The sequence below is a fragment of the Amycolatopsis sp. NBC_00345 genome, assembly GCF_036116635.1.
In the GTDB taxonomy this organism is placed as follows: domain Bacteria; phylum Actinomycetota; class Actinomycetes; order Mycobacteriales; family Pseudonocardiaceae; genus Amycolatopsis.
On the sequence record NZ_CP107995.1, the window covers coordinates 6851152 to 6871071 of the forward strand.

Annotated in this window: 19 protein-coding genes and 1 riboswitch; of the genes, 9 read left to right on the forward strand and 10 right to left on the reverse strand. The window is 71.0% G+C overall.

The window, feature by feature from the left end; genetic code table 11:
* Positions 1–105 precede the first annotated feature (105 nt).
* A complete protein-coding gene (locus OG943_RS30685) occupies positions 106–1119 on the reverse strand; it encodes a methionine ABC transporter ATP-binding protein (protein ID WP_328604398.1) in 1014 nt (337 codons plus the stop codon).
* A gap of 213 nt (positions 1120–1332) precedes the next feature.
* Positions 1333–1423: riboswitch (SAM riboswitch) on the reverse strand.
* Positions 1424–1612: 189 nt separating this feature from the next.
* Complete coding sequence (locus OG943_RS30690) at positions 1613–1855, reverse strand: hypothetical protein (RefSeq protein ID WP_328604399.1); 243 nt, start codon at positions 1853–1855, stop codon at positions 1613–1615.
* Positions 1856–1915: 60 nt separating this feature from the next.
* Between OG943_RS30690 and OG943_RS30695 the strand changes: the two genes are divergently transcribed.
* On the forward strand, positions 1916–2503 hold the full coding sequence (locus OG943_RS30695; RefSeq protein WP_328604400.1) for a TetR/AcrR family transcriptional regulator: 588 nt from the start codon (positions 1916–1918) through the stop codon (positions 2501–2503).
* 31 nt (positions 2504–2534) lie between these two features.
* Here OG943_RS30695 and rsmA read toward each other — a convergent pair whose 3' ends face one another.
* The 4 genes from rsmA to metG all read right to left on the reverse strand — a co-directional run bounded on the left by rsmA (position 2535) and on the right by metG (position 7948).
* Complete coding sequence (gene rsmA, locus OG943_RS30700) at positions 2535–3377, reverse strand: 16S rRNA (adenine(1518)-N(6)/adenine(1519)-N(6))-dimethyltransferase RsmA (protein WP_328604401.1); 843 nt, start codon at positions 3375–3377, stop codon at positions 2535–2537.
* A gap of 38 nt (positions 3378–3415) precedes the next feature.
* Positions 3416–4801 (reverse strand): transglycosylase family protein, encoded by a 1386-nt coding sequence (locus OG943_RS30705; protein ID WP_328612197.1) that lies wholly within the window; start codon positions 4799–4801, stop codon positions 3416–3418.
* Positions 4802–5267: 466 nt separating this feature from the next.
* Positions 5268–6095 (reverse strand): TatD family hydrolase, encoded by an 828-nt coding sequence (locus tag OG943_RS30710; protein ID WP_328604402.1) that lies wholly within the window; start codon positions 6093–6095, stop codon positions 5268–5270.
* 59 nt (positions 6096–6154) lie between these two features.
* On the reverse strand, positions 6155–7948 hold the full coding sequence (gene metG / locus OG943_RS30715) for a methionine--tRNA ligase (RefSeq protein ID WP_328604403.1): 1794 nt from the start codon (positions 7946–7948) through the stop codon (positions 6155–6157).
* A gap of 62 nt (positions 7949–8010) precedes the next feature.
* On the opposite strand from metG, the gene OG943_RS30720 reads away from it, so the two are divergent.
* The 5 genes from OG943_RS30720 (at position 8011) to OG943_RS30740 (ending at position 12453) form a co-directional block, all read left to right on the forward strand.
* On the forward strand, positions 8011–8604 hold the full coding sequence (locus OG943_RS30720; RefSeq protein ID WP_328604404.1) for a PadR family transcriptional regulator: 594 nt from the start codon (positions 8011–8013) through the stop codon (positions 8602–8604).
* A 90-nt stretch (positions 8605–8694) separates the two neighbouring features.
* Positions 8695–9690, forward strand: a complete 996-nt coding sequence (locus OG943_RS30725; protein ID WP_328604405.1) for an ATP-binding cassette domain-containing protein — start codon at positions 8695–8697, stop codon at positions 9688–9690.
* The gene (locus OG943_RS30730) at positions 9680–10444 is read left to right on the forward strand and encodes an ABC transporter permease (RefSeq protein ID WP_328604406.1); all 765 of its coding nucleotides are present in this window, start codon (positions 9680–9682) and stop codon (positions 10442–10444) included. Before OG943_RS30725 ends, OG943_RS30730 begins: the two co-directional genes overlap by 11 nt.
* Before the next feature lie 95 nt (positions 10445–10539).
* Entirely contained in the window at positions 10540–11154 is a 615-nt protein-coding gene (locus OG943_RS30735) for a GH25 family lysozyme (RefSeq protein WP_328604407.1), read from the forward strand.
* Between the two features lie 45 nt (positions 11155–11199).
* Complete coding sequence (locus OG943_RS30740) at positions 11200–12453, forward strand: aminodeoxychorismate synthase component I (protein ID WP_328604408.1); 1254 nt, start codon at positions 11200–11202, stop codon at positions 12451–12453.
* Positions 12454–12530: 77 nt separating this feature from the next.
* Here the strand turns inward: OG943_RS30740 and OG943_RS30745 are convergent, their stop codons facing one another.
* Entirely contained in the window at positions 12531–13490 is a 960-nt protein-coding gene (locus tag OG943_RS30745) for a quinone oxidoreductase family protein (RefSeq protein ID WP_328604409.1), read from the reverse strand.
* A gap of 166 nt (positions 13491–13656) precedes the next feature.
* Between OG943_RS30745 and OG943_RS30750 the strand changes: the two genes are divergently transcribed.
* Positions 13657–14148 carry a QsdR family transcriptional regulator gene (locus tag OG943_RS30750; protein WP_442874818.1) on the forward strand — a complete coding sequence of 164 codons (492 nt, stop codon included), beginning with the start codon at positions 13657–13659 and terminating at the stop codon, positions 14146–14148.
* Between the two features lie 6 nt (positions 14149–14154).
* Here OG943_RS30750 and rsmI read toward each other — a convergent pair whose 3' ends face one another.
* On the reverse strand, positions 14155–14994 hold the full coding sequence (rsmI, locus tag OG943_RS30755; RefSeq protein ID WP_328604411.1) for a 16S rRNA (cytidine(1402)-2'-O)-methyltransferase: 840 nt from the start codon (positions 14992–14994) through the stop codon (positions 14155–14157).
* Between the two features lie 66 nt (positions 14995–15060).
* On the opposite strand from rsmI, the gene OG943_RS30760 reads away from it, so the two are divergent.
* Positions 15061–16629 (forward strand): dolichyl-phosphate-mannose--protein mannosyltransferase, encoded by a 1569-nt coding sequence (locus tag OG943_RS30760; protein WP_328604412.1) that lies wholly within the window; start codon positions 15061–15063, stop codon positions 16627–16629.
* A gap of 24 nt (positions 16630–16653) precedes the next feature.
* Here the strand turns inward: OG943_RS30760 and OG943_RS30765 are convergent, their stop codons facing one another.
* Entirely contained in the window at positions 16654–17367 is a 714-nt protein-coding gene (locus OG943_RS30765) for an AraC family transcriptional regulator (protein ID WP_442874819.1), read from the reverse strand.
* Positions 17368–17449: 82 nt separating this feature from the next.
* On the opposite strand from OG943_RS30765, the gene OG943_RS30770 reads away from it, so the two are divergent.
* The gene (locus tag OG943_RS30770; protein ID WP_328604414.1) at positions 17450–18031 is read left to right on the forward strand and encodes a class I SAM-dependent methyltransferase; all 582 of its coding nucleotides are present in this window, start codon (positions 17450–17452) and stop codon (positions 18029–18031) included.
* A 73-nt stretch (positions 18032–18104) separates the two neighbouring features.
* Here OG943_RS30770 and OG943_RS30775 read toward each other — a convergent pair whose 3' ends face one another.
* Positions 18105–19823 (reverse strand): serine/threonine-protein kinase, encoded by a 1719-nt coding sequence (locus tag OG943_RS30775; protein WP_328604415.1) that lies wholly within the window; start codon positions 19821–19823, stop codon positions 18105–18107.
* Between the last annotated feature and the right edge of the window lie 97 nt (positions 19824–19920).

Consider the following 19920-nt stretch of genomic DNA (forward strand, 5'->3'; position numbering starts at 1 on the left):
ACGACGGTCCCTGAAGGCCACCATGAGGGCGTAGTGGTCCCTCATGGTGGCCTTCAGGGGCGTCAATGTCCCTGAAGGTGGCCTTCAGGGACATTGTCGGAACGGTCAGGCGGCGGCGACACCCTGCGGGCCGCGCGCCGTGTGGGTCACGTAAGCACCGCGGTCGGCGATCCACGCCAGCGCGGCGTCGGCGCGCTCACCGCGGACGCCGAGGCGGAAACGGCCGATCGGGGTGTCGCCGATGCGGGTCAGGCCGCCGCCGATGGTGGCGAGCTCGACGTCGAACCGGCCGGCCGCCTCGGGCAGCAGCGCGCCCACGGAGGCGAAGCCGATCAGCACGACGTCGGCCGCGCGGTCGTACTTCGCGGCCTGCGCCCGGGTCGTCTCGATCGCGGGCAGCACCGCCTGCGCGGTCCAGCTGCCCGGCGACGCGATCAGGTCGAGCACCGTGCCGCGCTCGACGATGGCGCCTTCTTCCAGCACCGCGACGTCGTCGCAGACCCGGCGGACGACACCCGCGTCCTGCGTGGTCACCAGCACGGTCACGCCCAGCTCGGCGCGCGCCCGGTCGAGCACGGCCAGCACGGCGCCGGCCTCCTCCGGGGCGACGCCCGCGGTCGGGTCGTCGGCGAGCAGCACGGCAGGGCCGGCCGCCAGCGCCTTGGCGACGGCGACGCGGCGCAGCTGGCCCTCGGTCAGCTCACCCGGGTGCTGACCGGCCCGGGCGGTCAGGCCGACCAGGTCGAGCAGCGAGCCGACGCGGCTGCGGCGTTGCGGGCCGTCGACGCCCAGCTGCTCCAGCGGGGTCGCGATGTTGCCGGCCACGGTGCGCTCGGCGAGCAGCTCCGGCTTGGTGCCGACCACACCGAGCTGGCGGCGGACCTCACGCAGCCGACGGCCGTCGAGGGTGCCGGTGTTGAGGCCGTCGAGCCGCACGACCCCGCGGTCGGGGCGCTCCTGCAGCGCGATGCAACGGGCGAGGGTCGACTTGCCGGAGCCGGCCGGGCCGACCACGCCGAAGAGCGAGCCTGCCTGCACGTCGACGCTCACGTCACGCAGCGCGGCAACCGGATTTCCGTTGTGGGGGAAGGATTTGGACACGTTTTCGACAGTGATCACAAAGGGCTCCAAGGAGGGGCGCAGCACCGTTCACGGGCGCGCCGGGCGTCACCGATAGACCGTCCATAAAGGACGGCGCTCAAGAAGAAGCGGAAGAGAGGATCAGGCGATGACCATGGAGCGTCGACACGCACATACCGAGCGGCGACCTTCGTCGACTACGCGCCGCTTGGTGAGCAGGAGCGGGCGGGCTACCCTCTTCATCGGAAACAGCCTCCATCGGTCCTGGCGGTAGCACCTGCCCTGTGGAGGGTGGTTGCTGCGACTTCGGCGAGCCAGGTCTCTCAGTCGCTCGGGATGGACGTACCGAGTAAAGCCGATCCCATTGGGTGAACGCAAGCGCGTTGGTGCAGATCACACGAGTGGTGGCGTCCGCATACCGGAACACGGCCTCCTGCATCGCGGACCGTGAGGGCGGTTCACCGGTCGGGCCGCTTGACAGGATCGGCCGCGCCCCGATACCGGAGCCGCCGGGAGATTCCCCTGTGGACGGTCAGGAACCCTGCATGGACGGCGCCTTCTTACGCCGCTCGTCGAGCACCACGAGCAGCGCGAACGCCACGACGATCACGCCGGCGGCCACCACGTAGCACCAGGGCGCGTCCAGATAGTTCGAGAACGCCAGCCAGCTCGGCTTACCCTCCCCGAACGCCTTGGACAAAATCGGCACGACGCCCGCGCGGACCCCCACCACGCCGACGACGACCTCCCACAGCCGGTACCAGCCCTCGTTCATGTCCCCTCCTAATGATACGTCTGTATCAGATACACTCGTACCATACCAAGAGGGAGCACCATGGCCAAGCGGGTGGACCACGACCAGCGCCGGCGTCAGATCGCCGAAGCGGTCTGGCGGATCGCGGCCGCGCGTGGCCTGGATTCGGTGAGCATGCGCGAGGTGGCCGCCGAGGCCGGCGTCTCGCTGCGGCTGGTGCAGTACTACTTCGAGACGAAGCACAACCTGCTCGTGCTCGCCCTGCGATACCTCCACGAGCGCGGCGAGCAACGGGCGCAGGCCCGCATCGCGGAGCTGCCGGAGGACAGCGTGCGCGGTGTCCTGCGCTCCGTGCTCACGGAGCTGCTGCCGCTGGACGAAGAGCGCGCACAGTCCCTACGCGTCCACGCCGCGTACTTCAGCCGCACCCACAGCGATCCCGAACTGGCGAAGGTCTTCCTCGGTGAGGGGACGCCGATCGAAGACCTGGTGACCGGGCTGCTGTCCGCGGCGGCGCTCGGGCCCGGCGCGGACCCCCGGCACGAGGCGAACCTGCTCGTCTCGGGCATCACCGGACTCGGGCTGGACCTGTTGTACGACCGCTACCGGCCCGACGAGGTCATCGCGACGCTCGACTACCACCTCGACCGGCTGTTCGGCACGGCCTGACGCGGGTCAGGCCGGACCGCGACGGCCCGGTTCAGACCTGGGCGGCGAGCCGCGCGAAGGCGTGGACGTCCAGCTGCTCGCCGCGGGTCCGCGGGTCGATGCCCGCGGCCGTCAGCAGCTCGCCCGCGCGGTCGGCGGACCCGGCCCAGCCCGCCAGCGCGGCGCGCAAGGTCTTGCGGCGCTGGGAGAACGCGGCGTCCACGAGGTCGAACAGGGTCTTGCGGTCGATGTCGGTCACCGGCGTCGCGGCCCGTTCGAAGGAGACCAGGGCCGAATCGACGTTCGGCACCGGCCAGAAGACGTTGCGGGGCACGGCGGCCACCTTGCGGGCCGGGCCGTACCAGGCGAGCTTCACGCTCGGCACGCCGTAGATGCGGCTGCCGGGGCCGGCGGCCATCCGGTCGGCCACCTCGGTCTGGACCATCACCAGCCCCCGCTGCAGCGAAGGCAGCTCGGCCAGCAGGTGCAGCACCACGGGCACCGCGACGTTGTACGGCAGGTTCGCGACCAGCGACACGGGCGCGGCCGGCAGATCGGCGGCCCGCAGGCGCAGAGCGTCGGCGCCGAGGACGGAAAGACGTTCGGCGGCCTCGGGCGCCCGCTCCGCCGCGGTCCGCGGGAGGCGCGCGGCCAGCACGGGATCGATCTCGACGGCGACCACGTCCGCGCCCGAGCCCAGCAACCCGAGGGTCAGGGAGCCCAGCCCGGGCCCGACTTCGAGGACGACGTCACCCGCGCCGACTCCGGCCAGGTCGACGATGCGGCGAACCGTGTTGGGGTCGTGCACGAAGTTCTGCCCGAGCTTCTTCGTCGGACGGACGTCGAGCTCGGCCGCCATTCCGCGGATCTCGGCAGGCCCCAGCAGTTCAACCACCGGGAGAGCCTACCGAGCCGTCGGTACGGAGGTGGAACTCAGGCCTTCTTGCCGCAGACCGGCCAAGCGCCGTAGCCACCGCGCGAGTCGCGGACCTTCTCGGCGACCGCGATCTGCTGGGCGCGGCTGGCCTGGTACGGGTAGGCCGCGTACTGGTCGCCGCCGTAGGCGTCCCAGGTCCCCTTGTCGAACTGGAGGCCGCCGTAGTACTTGTTGCCGGTGTTGGCGGCCCAGTTGCCGGTCGACTCGCACTGCGCGATGCGGTCCCAGGCGGAGCCGTCGCCGATGTCCGGGTCGGCGGGCTTCATGGTGCCCACCTTGATGATCTTCGGCTTGGCCTGCACCAGGATCTGCTCGGAGACCTGCTCGCGCGAAACCTCTTCGCCGTTCTTCTTGGTGACCTTGTAGGTCACCATCTTCTGGCCCGGCGTGCCCGGGTCGTCGACGTTCTGCTGGCCCTTGGGCAGCGTCGGGTCGTCGACCTTCTGGACCTCGGGGTCGATGGTCTCCTGCTGGTTGACCATCGAGACGCCCATGCGCGCGACGTGCACCTCGGCGCCGTCCTTCAGCGACACGTCCAGACCACCGTCGACCGAGTCGTCCGGGCCGAGGTTCATCTTGAGGTCGGAGACGAACTCCTTGGTGGTCACCGCGTTGGTGGTGACCTGCTTCGGGGCGTTCGTGCCGTCGTAGAGCGTGATGTGCTTGAGGGTCTTGACCTGGACGGTCGAGCCCTCCAGCGGCAGCTGGCCGCTGGCCGGCATCGAGGTCCAGGCGCCCTTGGCGACCATGTCGGCCATGCCCAGCTGGGTCATCGCGTCGCCGAGGCTGCTCGCGCGGACCCAGGAGGGGCGCGAAACGCCGTCGACGACCAGGTTCAGCTGGCGGCCGCGCTCGAGCTTGATGACGCCGCCGTCGCCGACCGCGGCCTGCGGGGAGGGCGAGAGCGAGTCGTGCGCGCCGACCGACAGGCCGGCGTCCTCGAGGACCTCGCCCACGGTGTCGCCGTAGCTGTGCACCGTGCGCTGCTGGCCGTCGACGTCGACCGTGACGCTCTTGTTCATCGCCAGCGCGGCGGCGCCGCCACCGCCGACGCTGATCAGCACGGCCAGCACGGCGCCCTTGAGGAAACGGCGCTTCCAGGTGCGGGTGGCCTCGATGAGGCCTTCCTCGACGGCGACCTTCTGGGTCTGCGGCGCCGCAGTGCGGTCCTCGGCCACCTCGTCCGACAGGACGAGCGGCGGGAGCATGGTGGTCTCGGCGTTGATCAGCCGGATCAGCTCGTCGACGTCGACGTCGATCTCGGCCATCAGCGTGTCGGCGTCGGGGCCCAGCGCGGCCAGCACGTCCTGCTGGGTCACGTACAGCTCGTCAGAGAAGTCCAGGTGCCCGTACGCGGTGTCTTCGAGCTCGCGGTCGAGCACGGCCACCGAACCAGCGGAAGTGAAGAAGGTGTCCTCGGCCCTATGGCGCGAGCCACCCTGCCTACTACCAGTCACTTGGGTCGTTCCCTTTCCCAGGACGGTCGCGTTTCCGCAGCCATCCTTCGTCGCGACGCGCCATGCGGCGCGCCTCTCAAGTCCGACACCCCCAGTCAGCGCCATCGTCACGGGTCCGAGTCGTACCAACCTCGGTCCCGCTTCCCCGACGTGCACTGACGTGACTGTGGGCGTATCAGCCGATTCCGCTTCGACGGCACCGACCGGCACGATCACGGGACAGTAACGGAGGTCGGCGGGTTGCGCAAACACCCCCCGGAGTGTCGTGACCCTCGTCACTCATCAGGTGGACGAACGGGAGAACCCGAACGTCGCAATGCGTTCAACCCGTTGTCACGCTGGGGAATCGGCGGCTGTGGAATCAGTGGAATCGACGGGGGAATCAGCGGAATCACGCTCCGGGGAGCCGGAAGACCCGCTCGGCAGTGGTCCGGACCGCTTCGGCGACCTCGTGGACGCCTTCGCCCCTCAGTGCCGCGAGGTGCCGGACGGTGTACGCGGCGCAGTAGGGCTCGTTCGGCCGCCCACGGAACGGGTGGGGCGTCAGGAACGGCGCGTCCGTCTCGGCGAGGTACTGGCCCGCCGGGCAGATCCGCGCCGCCTCGTGCAGGCCGCGCGCGTTCTTGAACGTGACGGTGCCGGCGAAGGACAACACGTAGCCGGCGTCGATGCAGCGGCGCGCGATGCCCTCGTCGCCGGAGAAGCAGTGGAAGACGACGTCGTCCGGCGCGCCCTCCTCGTCCAGGATGCGCAGGACGTCCTCGTGCGCTTCGCGGTCGTGGATCATCAGCGGCTTGCCCACGCGCTTGGCGAGGTCGATGTGCCAGCGGAACGCGTCCTGCTGGGCGTCGTGCGGCGAGTAGTCCCAGTAGTAGTCGAGGCCGGTCTCGCCGACCGCGACGACCCGCGCGGCCACCGCGAGACGCTCCACTTCGGACCGTTCCGCCTCGCCGAAGTCCTTGGTGCGCGTGGGATGCACGGCGACGGCGGCGAACACCCTGGCGTCCCAGGTGGACGCGTCGACGGCCCACCGGGCCGACGCGAGGTCGTCGGCGACCGTGACCACGCGCGCGACCCCGGCCCGCTCGGCCCGGTCGACCATGGCCGTCACGTCGGCCGGTGTGACGGCGCCGCACGCGTCGAGGTGGGTGTGGGCGTCCACGACCGACGCGGGCAGGCGGTCCGGGATCGGCGGCAGTGCACGCTTCTCGTCACCCATGCCGCGAAGATACTCGTGAGTGTTTATGCCGGTTCTAACCGGCATAAACACTCACGAGGTCACTTGACGATCGGGGCCCACTCCGGGCCGGTCTCGCCGAGTTCCGGGTCCAGCTTGGTGAACAGCGGGCTCGGCTTCCGCAGGGGCCGCCCGACCTCGATCGGCGTCGACTCCCACTTGGCCTGCTCGCCCGCGTAGTCGCCGGTGAGGATCGGGTTGACGCGGCCGGGGATGTCGAGGTCCTCGACCTCCTGCAGCTCCGGCTGCGCGGCCCAGACACCGGTGCCGCCGAGCGCCTCGTGCACCTTCTGCGCGGAGTGCGGCAGGAACGGCGTCAGCAGCGTGTTCGCGTCGCTGACCACCTGCAACGCGGTGTGCAGCACGCTGTCGCGCCGGGCCGGATCGTCCTTGAGCTTCCACGGCTCCTGGTCCGACAGGTACCGGTTCGCGGCCGTGACCACGCGCATCGCCTCGCTCGACGCGGCCTTGAAGCGCGAGCGCTGCAGGTGCGCGCCGGCGGTCTCGAAAGCCTTGCGCGACAACGCCTTCAGCTCCTCGTCGGCCGCCGTCGGCGCGTCCGGGCGAGGGATGGCGCCCACGTTCTTGTGCGCCATCGAGATCGACCGGTTGACCAGGTTGCCCCACTCGTTGGCCAGCTCGAAGTTGGTGCGGCGCACGAACTCGTCCCAGGTGAAGTCGGTGTCCTGGGTCTCCGGGCCGGCCGCCGAGATGAAGTAGCGCAGCGCGTCCGGGCCGTACTCGCGCAGGAAGTCGTGCACGTAGATGACCGTGCCGCGCGAGGTGGAGAACTTCGAGCCGCTCATGGTGAGGAACTCGCTGGACACGATCTCGTCCGGCAGGCGCAGCTTGCCGTACTGGCCGGCCTCGCCGCCGCGGTCGCCGTCGCCGTTGTGGCCGAGCAGCAGCGCGGGCCAGATCTGGGCGTGGAAGGTGATGTTGTCCTTGCCCATGAAGTAGTACGAGCGCGCGTCCGGGTTGAGCCACCACTCCTGCCACGCGTCCGGGTTGCCCGAGCGCCGGGCCCACTCGACGCTGGCCGAGAAGTAGCCGATCACCGCGTCGAACCAGACGTAGAACCGCTTCATCGGCTGGTCGCTCCAGCCGTCCAGCGGGATCTTCACGCCCCAGTCGAGGTCACGCGTGATCGGGCGCGGCCGCATGTCGTCGATCAGGTTGCGGGTGAAGTTGAGGACGTTCGGGCGCCATTCCGTCTTGGTGGACAGCCAGTCGCCGAGGGTCTTGGTGAACGCGGGCAGGTCGAGGAAGTAGTGCTCGGTCTCGACGAACTTCGGCGTCTCGCCGTTGATCCGCGACTTCGGGTTGATCAGCTCCGCGGCGTCGAGCTGGTTGCCGCAGTTGTCGCACTGGTCGCCGCGCGCGCCGTCGTAGCCGCAGATCGGGCAGGTGCCCTCGACGTAGCGGTCCGGCAGCGTCCGGCCCGTGGACGGGCTGATCGCGCCGCGCGTGGTCTTCGGGACCACGTAGCCGTTGCGGTTGAGCGCCAGGAAGATCTGCTGCGTCACCTCGGCGTGGTTGCCGGTCGAGGTGCGGGTGAACAGGTCGTAGGACAGGCCGAGGCCGCGCAGGTCCTCGTCGATCTGACGGGTGTACTTGTCCGCGGTCTGCTGGGGGGTCATCCCCTCCTTGTCGGCCTGGACGGTGATCGGGGTGCCGTGCTCGTCGGTCCCGGACACCATGAGCACCCGGTTGCCGGCCATTCGCTGGTAGCGGGAGAAGACGTCGGACGGGACGCCGAATCCGGACACGTGGCCAATGTGGCGGGGGCCGTTGGCATAGGGCCAGGCCACCGCTGTCAACACAGGGGTGCTCATACCTGTTTAGCCTACGGATGCGGTCCACGGCGTTTCGTGGCCGGTCGGTGAAGGGAGAACGAGTGTCGGCGACGCGTCTGCTCGTGCTCGGGGTCGTGCGGATGTACGGCCGGGCCCACGGCTACCAGGTGCGGCGGGAGCTGCTGTCCTGGTCCGCGGACAAGTGGGCGAACGTGCAGCCCGGTTCGATCTACCACGCGCTGAAGAAGATGACCGCGGAGCAGCTGCTGGAAAAGGTCGACGTGGAGCCGGGCGACGCCGGCCCGGACCGGGTGGCCTACCGGCTCACCGCCGACGGCGACCACGAGTTCCAGGTACTGCTGAAGCGGGCGCTGGCCGAAGCGCCGTTGAGCCGTCCGGAAATGGGCGCCGCGATCGGCCTGATGCCCGCGCTGCCCCGCCAGCAGGCCATTTCCCTGCTGCGGAAACGGCTGGTGGACTTCGAGGCCGAAGCGCGGCAGTCCCGGCTGCTCGTCGACAACGGGTCCGACTGGGGCAAGGCCGCGCACGTGACCGAGCTGTTCCGGCTGTGGTCCGGGATCGCCGAGACCAGCCACGAGTGGCTGATCGGCGTGATCACCCGGCTCGAAGCGGGCGAGTACGTGATGGCTGACGACCCGGGCTCGGCGTTCGGGGACCCGCCGAAACCCCAGTAATCAAGTTTGACTAGTGCCCACCTCCTCGGGCAGAGTGTGCTCACCAATTGGTCAAACTTGACTAGTTGATCTTGGGGAGGAGGGGTTCACATGATCACGGCACGCGGCCTCGAGCGGCGGTTCCGCCGCAAGGGCCGGGGCGGTGGCGAGGTGCACGCGGTCAAGGGGGTCGACCTCGATGTCGAGGCCGGCGAGCTGGTGGGGTTCCTCGGCCCGAACGGGGCGGGCAAGACCACCACGCTGCGCATGCTCACCACCTTGTTGAAGCCGTCCGCGGGGACGGCGACCGTCGGCGGGCACGACCTGCTCGCCGACCCGCTGGGGGTCCGGCGCAACATCGGCTACGTCGCGCAGGGCGGCGGCTCGGCGCCGGAAAGCCGCGTCGGCGAGGAAATCGAGCTACAGGGCCGGTTGTACGGCATGAGCAAGGCCGCCGTCGCCGAGCGCGGGGCCCTGCTCAGCGAGCAGCTCGACCTGGCCAGCCTCGGCGGGCGGCTGACCAAAACGCTGTCCGGGGGCCAGCGCCGCCGGCTCGACATCGCGCTCGGGCTGGTGCACAGCCCCGGGCTGGTCTTCCTCGACGAGCCGTCCACCGGGCTCGACCCGCAGAGCCGGGCGAACCTGTGGGAGCACATCCGCCGGCTGCGCGCCGAGCACGGCGTCACGATCTTCCTGACCACGCACTACCTCGACGAGGCCGACGCGCTGGCCGACCGGCTGATCGTGATCGACGACGGCCGCATCGTCGCCGAGGGCACCCCGGACTCGCTCAAGGCGCGCGTTTCCGGAGACGGCGTCGTGGTCGGCGTCGAGCCCGAGGTGACGACGGCGGCCGCGGACACCGCCCGGCAGCTCACCGGCGCGCACGACTTCGACGTCGAGGACGGCCTGGTCCGCTTCCGCGTGCCCCGCGGCGACACGGCCATGCCGGAGCTGCTGCGCGCGCTCGACGCGAAGGGCATCGTGATGTCGTCGATCCAGGTCACCCGGCCGACGCTCGACGACGTGTTCCTCACGCTCACCGGGCGCTCGCTGCGCGACGCCGAGCAGGGCGCGCCCCAGCCGGAGGTGACCCATGTTGCGTGACACCTGGCTGATCTTCCGGCGGGACATGGTCGCCGCGATGCGGAACCCGGCCTGGCTGCTGATCGGCATCATGCAGCCGCTGCTGTACCTCTTCTTCTTCGGGCCCCTGCTGGTGAAAACCCTCAACGCGCAGGGAATGTCCGACGTGGACGGCTGGATGGTGCTGACCCCGGCGCTGATCGCGCAGCTCGCGCTGTTCGGCAGCTCGTTCGTCGGGTTCTCGCTGCTGGCCGATTTCCGCTCCGGCGTGGTCGAGCGGCTGCGCGTGACGCCGGTCAGCCGCGCGGCCCTGCTGCTGGGGAAGGTGCTGGCCAACGCGTTGCAGGCGGTGGTGCAGTCGATCCTCATCATCGTGCTCGCCTACCTGGTGTTCGACCTGAACGCCCCGGTCGGCGGCGTGCTGCTGAGCCTGCTCATCGTGTTCCTGCTGGCGGTGACGCTGGCTTCGTGCTCGTACGCGCTGGCGCTCACGTTGAAGAGCGAGCAGTCGTTCCCCGCACTGCTCAACGCGGTGCTGATGCCACTGCTCCTGCTGTCCGGGATCCTCATCCCGATCACGGCCGGGCTGGCGCCGAAGTGGCTGTACACGATCTCGCAGATCAACCCGTTCCGGCACGTGGTCGACGTGGAGCGCAACAGCTTCCGCGGCGACTTCTCCATGGACGCGCTGTTCACCGGGAGTGTTGTGGTGCTGGTGATGGCGGTGCTGGCGATCTGGTGGGGCACCCGCACGTTCCAGCGGGAAAACGCCTGACCGCAGGCCGGACACGCCGGGTCGAGGTCACCCTGCGCCCTTGACAGGGACGTAGGGTGGCCTTTCACCCGACGTGGGGCTTGTAGGGGCGCAGAGTGACCGAACCGGAGATCGAGCGAGGGCTCACCCTCACCCATCGTGAGCAGGTACTCGACTGGGCGGCGGTCCGGGACGCCGAGATCCGGTTCGCGTCGGTGACCGTCAGCGAGAACGTGAACTGGAGCGACGCGGGCGCCGAGCGCACGCTGGCCGCCGCGCAGCGGGCCGGCCTCCACACCGGCGCGCGGCACTACGCGCGGCCCGGCGCCGTGCACGACCAGGCCGAGCACTTCGTCCGGACGGCCAGCAAGCTGGGCGCGTTCGCCCCGGGCTCGCTGGCGCCCGCGCTGGAAGTGGACGCCCAGAGCGTCGACGACCGGTTCGTGAAGGCGTGGATCAAACACGTGCGGCACGCGGCGCGGGTCGAGCGGGTGCTCGTCTACGCCGACCACGAGTGCTGGGCGCACCGGCTGCACCCCGACCGCTGGACCGATCCCGAGGTCGTGCTCTGGCTCGTGCGGCACAACGGCATCGCGGGCCGGGCCGGCTGGTTCCACTCCCGGCTGGGGCTGCACCAGTACGCGTGCGCCGAGGACGTGCCGGGGATCAGCGGGCCGGTCGCGCAGGACGCGGTGGTGTACCCGTTCAAGCTGTCCGACGTGCTGCTCTGATCACGTTCCCGCTGGCCAGCCGGTTCTTGCGGGCACAATGTCCGGATGCGGTTCCAGCGGCAGCGCCTGTCCACGCCCGTGACCCCGTCGCGTGCCGTCGAACTGCTGTCCGCGTACGCGCTCATGCACGGCCTGCCGCAGCCCGCGGCGCTGTGCGGCTCGTGGTTCGGCTCGGCGGCGATCGTCGCGCCGTTCCCCGAGATCACCGCGGCGCCCTTCCCCACCGTCCTGCCTGAGGTCGAGGGCGCCGTGCCCGGCTGCGTGGGCGGCGGCTGGTTCGGCTACCTGTCCTACGACCTGGCGGACCCGTCCGGGCGCCGCGGGGCGCTGCCCGCCGCGGCGTGGGGATGGGCGGACCACGTGCTGCGCTGGGATTCCGACGGGGTGTGCTGGTTCGAGTCGCTCGCCGCCGACCCCGGGCCACGGTTGTCCACTGTGGAGCGTGCACTGGCCTCTCCCGCGAGGCTGTCTTGGTCGGCTTCCCGGTTGCACCGCCCCTCTGCCGCCTCGCACCAGCAGTCCGTGAAGGCGTGTGTGCACGAGATCGAGGCCGGCGAGTTGTTCCAGGCCAACGTCTGCTGCCGGTTCACCGGTGACTTCGCCGGGGAGCCGGCCGGGCTGTTCGCTGAAGGAGTGCGACGGCTGGCGCCGCAGCGGGCCGCGTACGTGTCCGGCCCGTGGGGGTCGATCGTGTCGCTGTCGCCGGAGCTGTTCCTGGAGCGCCACGGCCGCTACGTGCGGTCGAGGCCGATCAAGGGCACGCTCCCCCGGCGCGGCCCCGGGGACGACGGGAACGCGGCGCTGCTGCGGGACTCCGCCAAGGACGTCGCCGAGAACGTGATGATCACCGACCTGGTGCGCAACGACCTCGGCCGGGTGTGCGCGGTCGGCAGCGTGGTGGTGCCGGAGCTGCTCACGGTCCACCCGGCGCCGGGCGTCTGGCACCTGGCGTCCACTGTGGAGGGACGGCTGGCGGACGGCGTGGACGACGCCGCGCTGCTGGCCGCGACGTTCCCGCCGGGCTCGGTGACGGGCGCGCCCAAGATCCGCGCGCTCGACCTGATCGCCGCGCTGGAGCCGGTGGCGCGGGGCGTCTACACGGGGGCCGTCGGGCTGGCTTCGCCGCTGGCGGGGCTGGAGCTGAACGTCGCGATCCGGACGTTCGAGATCCACGGCGGCACCGTCGAGCTGGGCGTGGGCGGTGGCATCACGGCCGATTCGGACAGCGCGGCGGAGTGGCAGGAGTGCCTGCACAAGGCGGCTCCGCTGGAACGGCTGCTGGCCACCCCGCCGGACTGAGCCGTCGTCAGCCCGCAGCGTGCCCTGAAGGCCACCATGAGGGACCTATATGCCCTGATGGTGGCCTTCAGGGCACATCACCGGCGCGTGGGGTCGAGCAGGAGCTTGCCGACGGTGCCGCGCGAGCGGAGGGCCTCGTGCGCGCTGCGGGCGTCGGCCAGCGCGTACTCGCCGCCGGGGATCGCGCGGATGACGCCACGGCCGGCCAGGTCGAACAGCTCGGTGAGCGCGGTGCCGTAGACGTTGCCGGGCAGGCGGAAGACGTGCGGCAGCCACATGCCCGCGACCGTGGTGCTGTGGCCGAGCAGGTTGCGCAGCTCGACCGGCTTGGGCTGTTTCCGCCCCGCCATGCCGTAGAAGGCGAGGCGGCCGAACGGCGCGAGGGCCGCGATGCTCTGGTCGGTGGTCGTCCCGCCGACCATGTCGAGCACGACGTCGACCCGCTTGCCGCCGTTGGCCTCCAGCAGGGTCTCGGTCATGTTCTCCGCGCGGGAGTCCACGGCGACGTCGGCACCGAGTTCGAGGGCCAGCGCGCGCTTTTCCTCGCTGCTGGCGGTCGCGATCACGCGGCCCGCGCCCCACGCCTTGGCGAGCTGCACCGCGATCGTGCCCACCCCGCCGGCCGCCGCGTGCACGACAACCGACTCGCCGGCGTCGAGGTGGGCGTTCTTGCGCAGCAGGATCCAGGCGGTGGTGCCCTGGACCAGCATGGACAGCGCGGTGAGGTCGTCGATGCCGTCGGGCAGCGGGAAGGCCATGGCCTCGGGGGCCACCGCGCGCTCCGCGTAGCCACCGCCGTCGACCAGCGCGACGACGCGCCGTCCGTCCGGCGTGCGCCCGGCCACCTCACCGCCGGGGACGAGCGGCAGCTTGCTGGGCGAGAGGTAGGAATTCTCCGCCTGGTGCGTGTCGGCGTAGTTCACGCCGACCCGCTCGACGTCGATCAGCACCTGGCCGGGCCCGGCGACGGGGTCCGGCAGCTCAACGGGCTTGAGTACCTCGGGACCACCGAACTCGGTCACCTGAACAGCACGCATCTTCGTCATCCTCCTCGGGCACGGGTGGTGAGACACTTTGCCAGATGTCTCACTAATGCGACAGTACGTGATAACGTCTCGGACCATCGACACCCCACTCTCGCGCTCGCTCGCCTCACCACGGCCCGACGCCGTGGCCGCCTTCCGCCTGGCGCGGACCTGGTTCATGGCCGGCCGCCGCGTGGACATGCGTGAGCTGGCCGCGTCGCTGGGCGTCAGCCGCGCGACGCTGCACCGCTGGGTCGGCGGGCGCGACCAGCTGCTGGCGGAGATCCTGTGGGCGGAAACGGCTTCGGCGCTGGACAACGTCTCGTTCACCGGCCGTGGCGCGGCGGGCATCGCGGACGCCATCGGCGCGTTCGTGCGCACGGTGAACGCTTCCGACGCGTTCCGCTCGTTCCTGCGGCGGGAGCCGGAGCGGGCCCTGCGCCTGCTGACGACGAAGGCGAGCGTGGTGCAGTCGCGGACCATCGGGAAGCTGGCGGACCTGCTGTCGACGGAGGCCTCGGCGGGCCGCCTGGCGACCCCGTTACCGGTCGCGGACCTGGCGTACCTGCTGGTCCGCATCGGCGAGTCGTTCATCTACACGGACGTGATCACCGGCGAGGAGCCGGACGCGTCGAAGGCCCACGCCGCGGTGACCGCGCTGCTCTCGTAACCCGGCTTACTTCCGCGAAGCGAGCACCGCGTCGTAAAGCTCCTTTTTGGACACTCCCGCCGCCTCGGCGACCTCCGCCGCCGCGGACTTCAGGCGTTCGCCCGCGGCGACGCGGGACGAGACCTCGCCGACGAGGTCCGAGACGCTCACCGCGCGGGGCGGCGCGCCCTCCAGCACCACGGTGATCTCGCCGCGCACGCCGTCGGCGGCCCACTCCGCCAGCGAAGCCAGCGTGCCCCGCTTGATCTCTTCGTACGTTTTGGTCAGCTCGCGGCACACGGCGGCCCGGCGCGTGCCGCCGAGCGCGGCGGCGGCGTCGGCCAGCGTCGAGGCCACGCGGTGGGGCGACTCGAAGAACACGACGGTCCGCGGCTCCGAAGCCAGCGAGGCCAGCCACTTCCCGCGTTCACCCGGCTTCCGCGGCGCGAACCCCTCGAAGCAGAACCGGTCGCACGGCAGGCCCGAGAGCGCCAGCGCCGTCGTCACCGCCGAGGGGCCGGGAAGACAGGTGACAGGCAGGTCCTCGGCAACACAGGCGGCCACCAGGCGGAAGCCCGGGTCGGACACACTCGGCATTCCGGCATCGGTCACCAAAAGCACCGTTTCGCCCGCACGCAAGGATTCCAGCAGCTTCGGCAGGCGCGCGGTCTCGACGTCTTCGTAAAAGCTCACCACGCGGCCGGACGGCGTCACGTCCAGCGCCGAGGTCAACGTCCGCAGCCGGCGCGTGTCCTCGGCCGCGATGACGTCCGCGGTGGCCAGCGCCGTAACCAGGCGCGAGGACGCGTCGCCGGTGTCGCCCAGCGGGGTCGCGGCGAGGACGAGCCGTCCGGGCGAAGTGGTCATACCGCCAGCCTAACGACATCAATACCCACCATGCCCGCCGCAGCCGAGCCACTAGTATCAGGCCCCGTGACCGCACTGCTGACCCGTCCCGACGACGAGAGCGTGCGGCCGGACCCGGTCGACGCGCTCCGGCCGCCGACCGACCGCGAGGCCACCCTCCTCGGCCGCGGCATGCCAACCGACCGCCTGCGCAGCTGGATCGTCACGCTGGTGCTGACGCTGATCGGCGGGTACGTCCGGCTGCAGAACCTCGGCGTCCCCACGGACCACGGCACCCCGGTCTTCGACGAAAAGCACTACGTGCCCCAGGCCGCGCAGATGCTGCGCAACGGCGGCTACGAGGACAACGCCGGCTACGAGCTGATCGTGCACCCGCCGCTGGCCAAGGACTTCATCGCGATCGGCCAGTGGCTGTTCGGCTACAACGGCTGGGGCTGGCGGATCATGCCCGCGCTGGCCGGGACGCTGATCATCCTGCTCACCATCCGCATCGCGCGGCGGCTCACGCGCTCGACACTGCTCGGCGGCATCGCCGGCGTGCTGGTGATCAGCGACGGCGTGCTGCACCTGCAGTCCCGCATGGGCATGCTCGACATCTTCATCGCACTGTTCGTGCTCGCCGCGTTCGCCTGCCTGCTCTGTGACCGCGACCAGGTGCGCCGGCGGCTCGCCGTCGCCGTGCGCGAGGGCTGGGCGACCGAGTCACCGTGGGGCCCGAAGCTCGGCTTCCGCTGGTGGCGGTTCGGCACCGGCCTGATGATCGGCCTGACCTTCGGCGTCAAGTGGTCCGCGCTCTACTACATCGCCGCGTTCGGCCTGCTGACCGTGTTCTTCGACGTCGCGGCGCGGCGCGCGGCGGGGGTCGAGCGGCCGTGGGCCGGCACGATCCGGCGTGACGTCGCCCCGGCGCTCTGGGCGATCCTGGTCATCCCGCTGCTGATGTACTTGGCCGCGTTCTGGGCCTGGTTCGCCAGCGAGACGGCCACCGACCGGCACTACACCGAGATCAAGGACATCGCGCCCGGCCTGTTCGCCTGGGTGCCGCCCGCGCTGCGCTCGCTCGGCGACTACACGATGAACGTCCTGCACTTCCACGAAACCCTGCTGACGCCCAAGGACAACCCGCACCCGTGGGAGTCCAAGCCGTGGACGTGGCCGATGGGCCTGCGCCCGATGCTCTACTACTACGACGGCAACGTCACCGGCTGCGGCGAGTCCCGCTGCCTCGGCGCGACGATGCTGATCGGCACCCCGGCGATGTGGTGGGTCTCGCTGCCGATGCTCGGCTGGGGTATGTGGCGCTGGTTCTTCCGCGCCGACTGGCGGTTCGCCGCCGTGCTCGTCGGCTACTTCGCCGGCCTGCTGCCCTGGTTCACGAACATCGACCGGCAGATGTACTTCTTCTACGCGACACCGATGGCGCCGTTCCTGATCCTCGGGCTCGTGCTCGTGCTGGGGCAGATCCTCGGCAGCGCGAAGCTCGGGTTCGAACGGCGGGGCACCGGTCTGCTCGTCGTCGCGCTGTACACCGGGCTGGTGGTGGCCAACTTCGTCTGGCTGTGGCCGATCCTGAACGGCGTGCCGATCACGAACGCGCAGTGGCAGGCCGAAATGTGGCTGCCGTCCTGGCGCTGATCAGATGCCATGGCCCGGGCCGGCTCAGCCCGCGAAGTACGCACCCGGCGTGACCCCGACGGAGCGCCGGAACGCGGCCACGAACGCGCTCGCCGTCGCGTAACCGACCCGGTGCGCGACGGTCTCCATCGGCTGTCCCGCGGCCAGCAGCGGCAGCGACGCGCGCAGCCGCACCTGCGTGCGCCAGGTCCCGAACGTCATCCGGCAGTCGCGGGTGAACGCGCGCGCCAGCGTCCGCTCGCTGGCCCCGACGGCGCGGCCCAGCTCGGCGAGCCCGCGCCGGTCCGCGGGATCGGCGAGCACCGCGGCCTGGACGTCACGGGCACGCGGGTCGAGCGGCGACGGCACCACGATCGGCGCGACGTCAAGGGGTTCCAGCAGGTCGAAGGCCACGGCCTCGGCGCGGCGGCGCGCCGCCTCCGTCAACCCGTCGGCCGACAGGTGATCCAGCAGCTCCCGCAGCAACGCACCGACGGCGACGATCCGCGGCTCCGGCCAGCTGACCGGGCACAGTTTCGGCGCGGCGTAGATGCCGCGCAGCACCGCGTTGCCGACCGCGCCGGTGCGGTGCCACACCCCGGCCGGCATCCACAGCGCGCGGGTCGTCGGCAGCACCCAGTGCGCGTCGCCCACGGTCACCGCGACGACCCCGCGCGCCGACCAGACCAACTGGTGCACGGGGTGCTCGTGCCAGGGGAACCAGGTGCCGGCGGGCAGGTCGAGGTCCCCCAGCAGCATCGCGCCCACTTGACCGTCCAGCGACATGGCTTGGCAGCCTATCGCCTTACGGTCACGCGCGCGGCCTCCTAACGTGGGGGCCATGCCGATGAACCTGGTCCACCGCAAGCTCTGCAGCTCGGACAAGTGGGCCGCGATGATCGCCGAAGTGCTGCCGGCGTGGCTCGCGCGCTTCGACCTCGGCGACGACGTCCTCGAGATCGGCCCCGGCTTCGGCGCGACTACCACCGTGCTGCTGGACGTCGTGCCGAAGCTGACGGTGCTGGAGATCGACCACGCGTCCACCGAACTGCTGCGCGGCAAGTTCGGCGACCGGGCCGAGGTGGTGGAGGGCAGCGGCGCGGAGATGCCGTTCGACGCCGGGCGCTTCTCGGCCGTCGTGTGCTTCACGATGCTGCACCACGTGCCGACGGGCGCGCTGCAGGACGCGATCTTCGGCGAGGCCGCCCGGGTCCTGCGCCCCGGCGGCACCTACTGCGGCACGGACAGCCAGCTCGGTTTCCGCTTCCGCCTGCTGCACCTCGGCGACACGATGAACGTCATCGACCCGGCCGGCCTGCCGCAACGCCTGCGCACGGCGGGTTTCGAGCAGGTGGACGTCCAGCACAAGCCGAAGGAGCGGCTCGAGTTCTCGGCCGTCAAACCGGCAATTCAGGTCTTGTGAGCGGGCCGGAAGTCCGTCAAGGCCTCCTTACCCGCGTCCCACGCGGGTAAGGAGGCCTTGACGGCAAACTGGGTTAACGGTGTGGCTGGCGCGGCACGATCCGCGTGACCGGGCCGTCCGCGGACTTGCCCGCGCGGCTCAGCCAGCCCTCGACCTCAAGCCGGACCGCGGCGAGTGTCGGACGGCGGCGCGGCTCCGGGTCGAGTGACGCGCCGAGGATGCGGGCGTGCGCGGAACGCCGCGGCAGGTGCGTGACGGGATCGGCGCGCGCGGCGGCCATCAGCGCCGCCATCGGCGTCTCGCGGGTGCCGCGCGGGGGCTGGCCGGCCAGCGCGTAGCTGACCGTGGCGGCGAGCTGCCAGGCGTCCGAGGCCGGGCTGGCCGGCGCGCCCATCGCCTGTTCCGGCGCGACGAAGTCGGGCGTGCCGATCATCATGCCGGTGGCCGTCATCTTCGAGTCGCCCTGGCTGCGGGCGATGCCGAAGTCGATCAGGTGCGCCAGCCCGGCCGGGTCGAGGATCACGTTGGACGGCTTGATGTCGCGGTGCAGCACACCCTTCTCGTGGGCGGCGACGAGCGCGCCCGCCATCGTGGCCCACAGCCGTCCGGCGGCGACGTCGTCGAGCGGGCCCTGGCCGTCGACCACCTCGGCGAGCGGGCGGCCCTCCAGGTACTCCATCACCAGCGCGAGCCCGTCCGGCTCCTCGGCCAGGTCGTACACCTTCACGCAGTTCGGGTGGTTCACCACGGCGAGCGCGCGGGCCTCGCGCTGCATGCGCTCTTCCGTGTCGCGGTCCGGCGCGTGCGCGATTTTCAGCGCGACGGTGCGGTTCAGCTGGGTGTCCACGGCCTCCCAGACGGTGCCGAAGCCACCGTGGCCGAGCCGCCGGACGCGCCGGTAACGACTGCCGCCGGCGCCGCGCGAACCGGGCGGCGGCGGGACCGGGCCCGGCATCGCGGCCAGCCCCATCGCATCGGGCGCCGACGCGAGCGCCGTGGCCGGGTACTGCCGGTTCATCGGCGGCGGGGGCTTCGGGGGCAGCTGCTGAGGCGGCGGCTGCTGGGCGACCGGCGGCCGCTCGGGCTCGTGCCGCGGCTCCGGCCGGTTGATCACCGACCAAGGCGGCGGGCCGACCAGGCCCACCGGGATCAGGCCGAGCACGCTGAACGGCAGGAACCCGAGCCAGAAGTGCACGGCCGTGTTCGCCGACATCCCGACGCTCGCCAGCGCCATCACGACGAACGGGATCCAGAAGAACCGCGACGGCCACTTCGGCCCGCGCCGGAACGCGGTGCGCGCCTGCAGCATCACGAACAGCAGCGAGCCGACGGGCAGCACGGTGAACGCGAGCACGTACAGGCCGTAGGAAAGCTTGAGGCCCTTCGAGTAGAAGAGCGTCTCGAAGACGTTGCTGCCGCCGCCCAGGTACTTCCCCTGCGAGCCGTCGATGAAGCAGAACGACTTGCTCATCGTGGAGACCTCGGCGGGCGAAAGGCCGCCGGAGCCGCCCTGGCTGACCGAGCGGAAGGTCTCGGAGATGCCGTTCGACAGCAGCCACGGCAGCAGGAGCACGGTCACGAAGCCGATCACGCCGAAGACCGTCAGCGTGGTCGCGTCGTACCGGTTGCCGGTGCCCTTCCGGATGATGGCCACCACCAGCGCGCCGAGCGCGGGGAACAGCGCGACGAGCGCACCGGCTGTAGTCGTCGCCCAAACCCAGTCGCCCGGGCAGAAATCCGGGCCGAACAGGGTGTGCGCGAGCGAGAGCAGCGCGCTCGCGAATCCGGTCACCGCCTGGTTCCCCTCACTGTCGGTGTTGCCGTGGTACCGCTGTGCGGCCGTTCCCCGCCGTCCAGCTTAGGACGCGCACGGGTTCCCCGGGGTTGCC

Excerpts from the sequence above, each read along its gene's own strand:
- OG943_RS30770 (WP_328604414.1), top strand. The coding sequence starts at position 17,450 with ATGCCGATGAACCTGGTCCACCGCAAGCTCTGCAGCTCGGACAAGTGG.
- OG943_RS30750 (WP_442874818.1), top strand. The coding sequence starts at position 13,657 with ATGGCCGGCCGCCGCGTGGACATGCGTGAGCTGGCCGCGTCGCTGGGC.
- rsmI (WP_328604411.1), bottom strand. The coding sequence starts at position 14,994 with ATGACCACTTCGCCCGGACGGCTCGTCCTCGCCGCGACCCCGCTGGGC.
- OG943_RS30730 (WP_328604406.1), top strand. The coding sequence starts at position 9,680 with ATGTTGCGTGACACCTGGCTGATCTTCCGGCGGGACATGGTCGCCGCG.
- OG943_RS30690 (WP_328604399.1), bottom strand. The coding sequence starts at position 1,855 with ATGAACGAGGGCTGGTACCGGCTGTGGGAGGTCGTCGTCGGCGTGGTG.
- OG943_RS30710 (WP_328604402.1), bottom strand. The coding sequence starts at position 6,095 with ATGGGTGACGAGAAGCGTGCACTGCCGCCGATCCCGGACCGCCTGCCC.
- OG943_RS30695 (WP_328604400.1), top strand. The coding sequence starts at position 1,916 with ATGGCCAAGCGGGTGGACCACGACCAGCGCCGGCGTCAGATCGCCGAA.
- metG (WP_328604403.1), bottom strand. The coding sequence starts at position 7,948 with ATGAGCACCCCTGTGTTGACAGCGGTGGCCTGGCCCTATGCCAACGGC.
- OG943_RS30765 (WP_442874819.1), bottom strand. The coding sequence starts at position 17,367 with ATGCTGCTGGGGGACCTCGACCTGCCCGCCGGCACCTGGTTCCCCTGG.
- OG943_RS30745 (WP_328604409.1), bottom strand. The coding sequence starts at position 13,490 with ATGCGTGCTGTTCAGGTGACCGAGTTCGGTGGTCCCGAGGTACTCAAG.
- OG943_RS30740 (WP_328604408.1), top strand. The coding sequence starts at position 11,200 with ATGCGGTTCCAGCGGCAGCGCCTGTCCACGCCCGTGACCCCGTCGCGT.
- OG943_RS30725 (WP_328604405.1), top strand. The coding sequence starts at position 8,695 with ATGATCACGGCACGCGGCCTCGAGCGGCGGTTCCGCCGCAAGGGCCGG.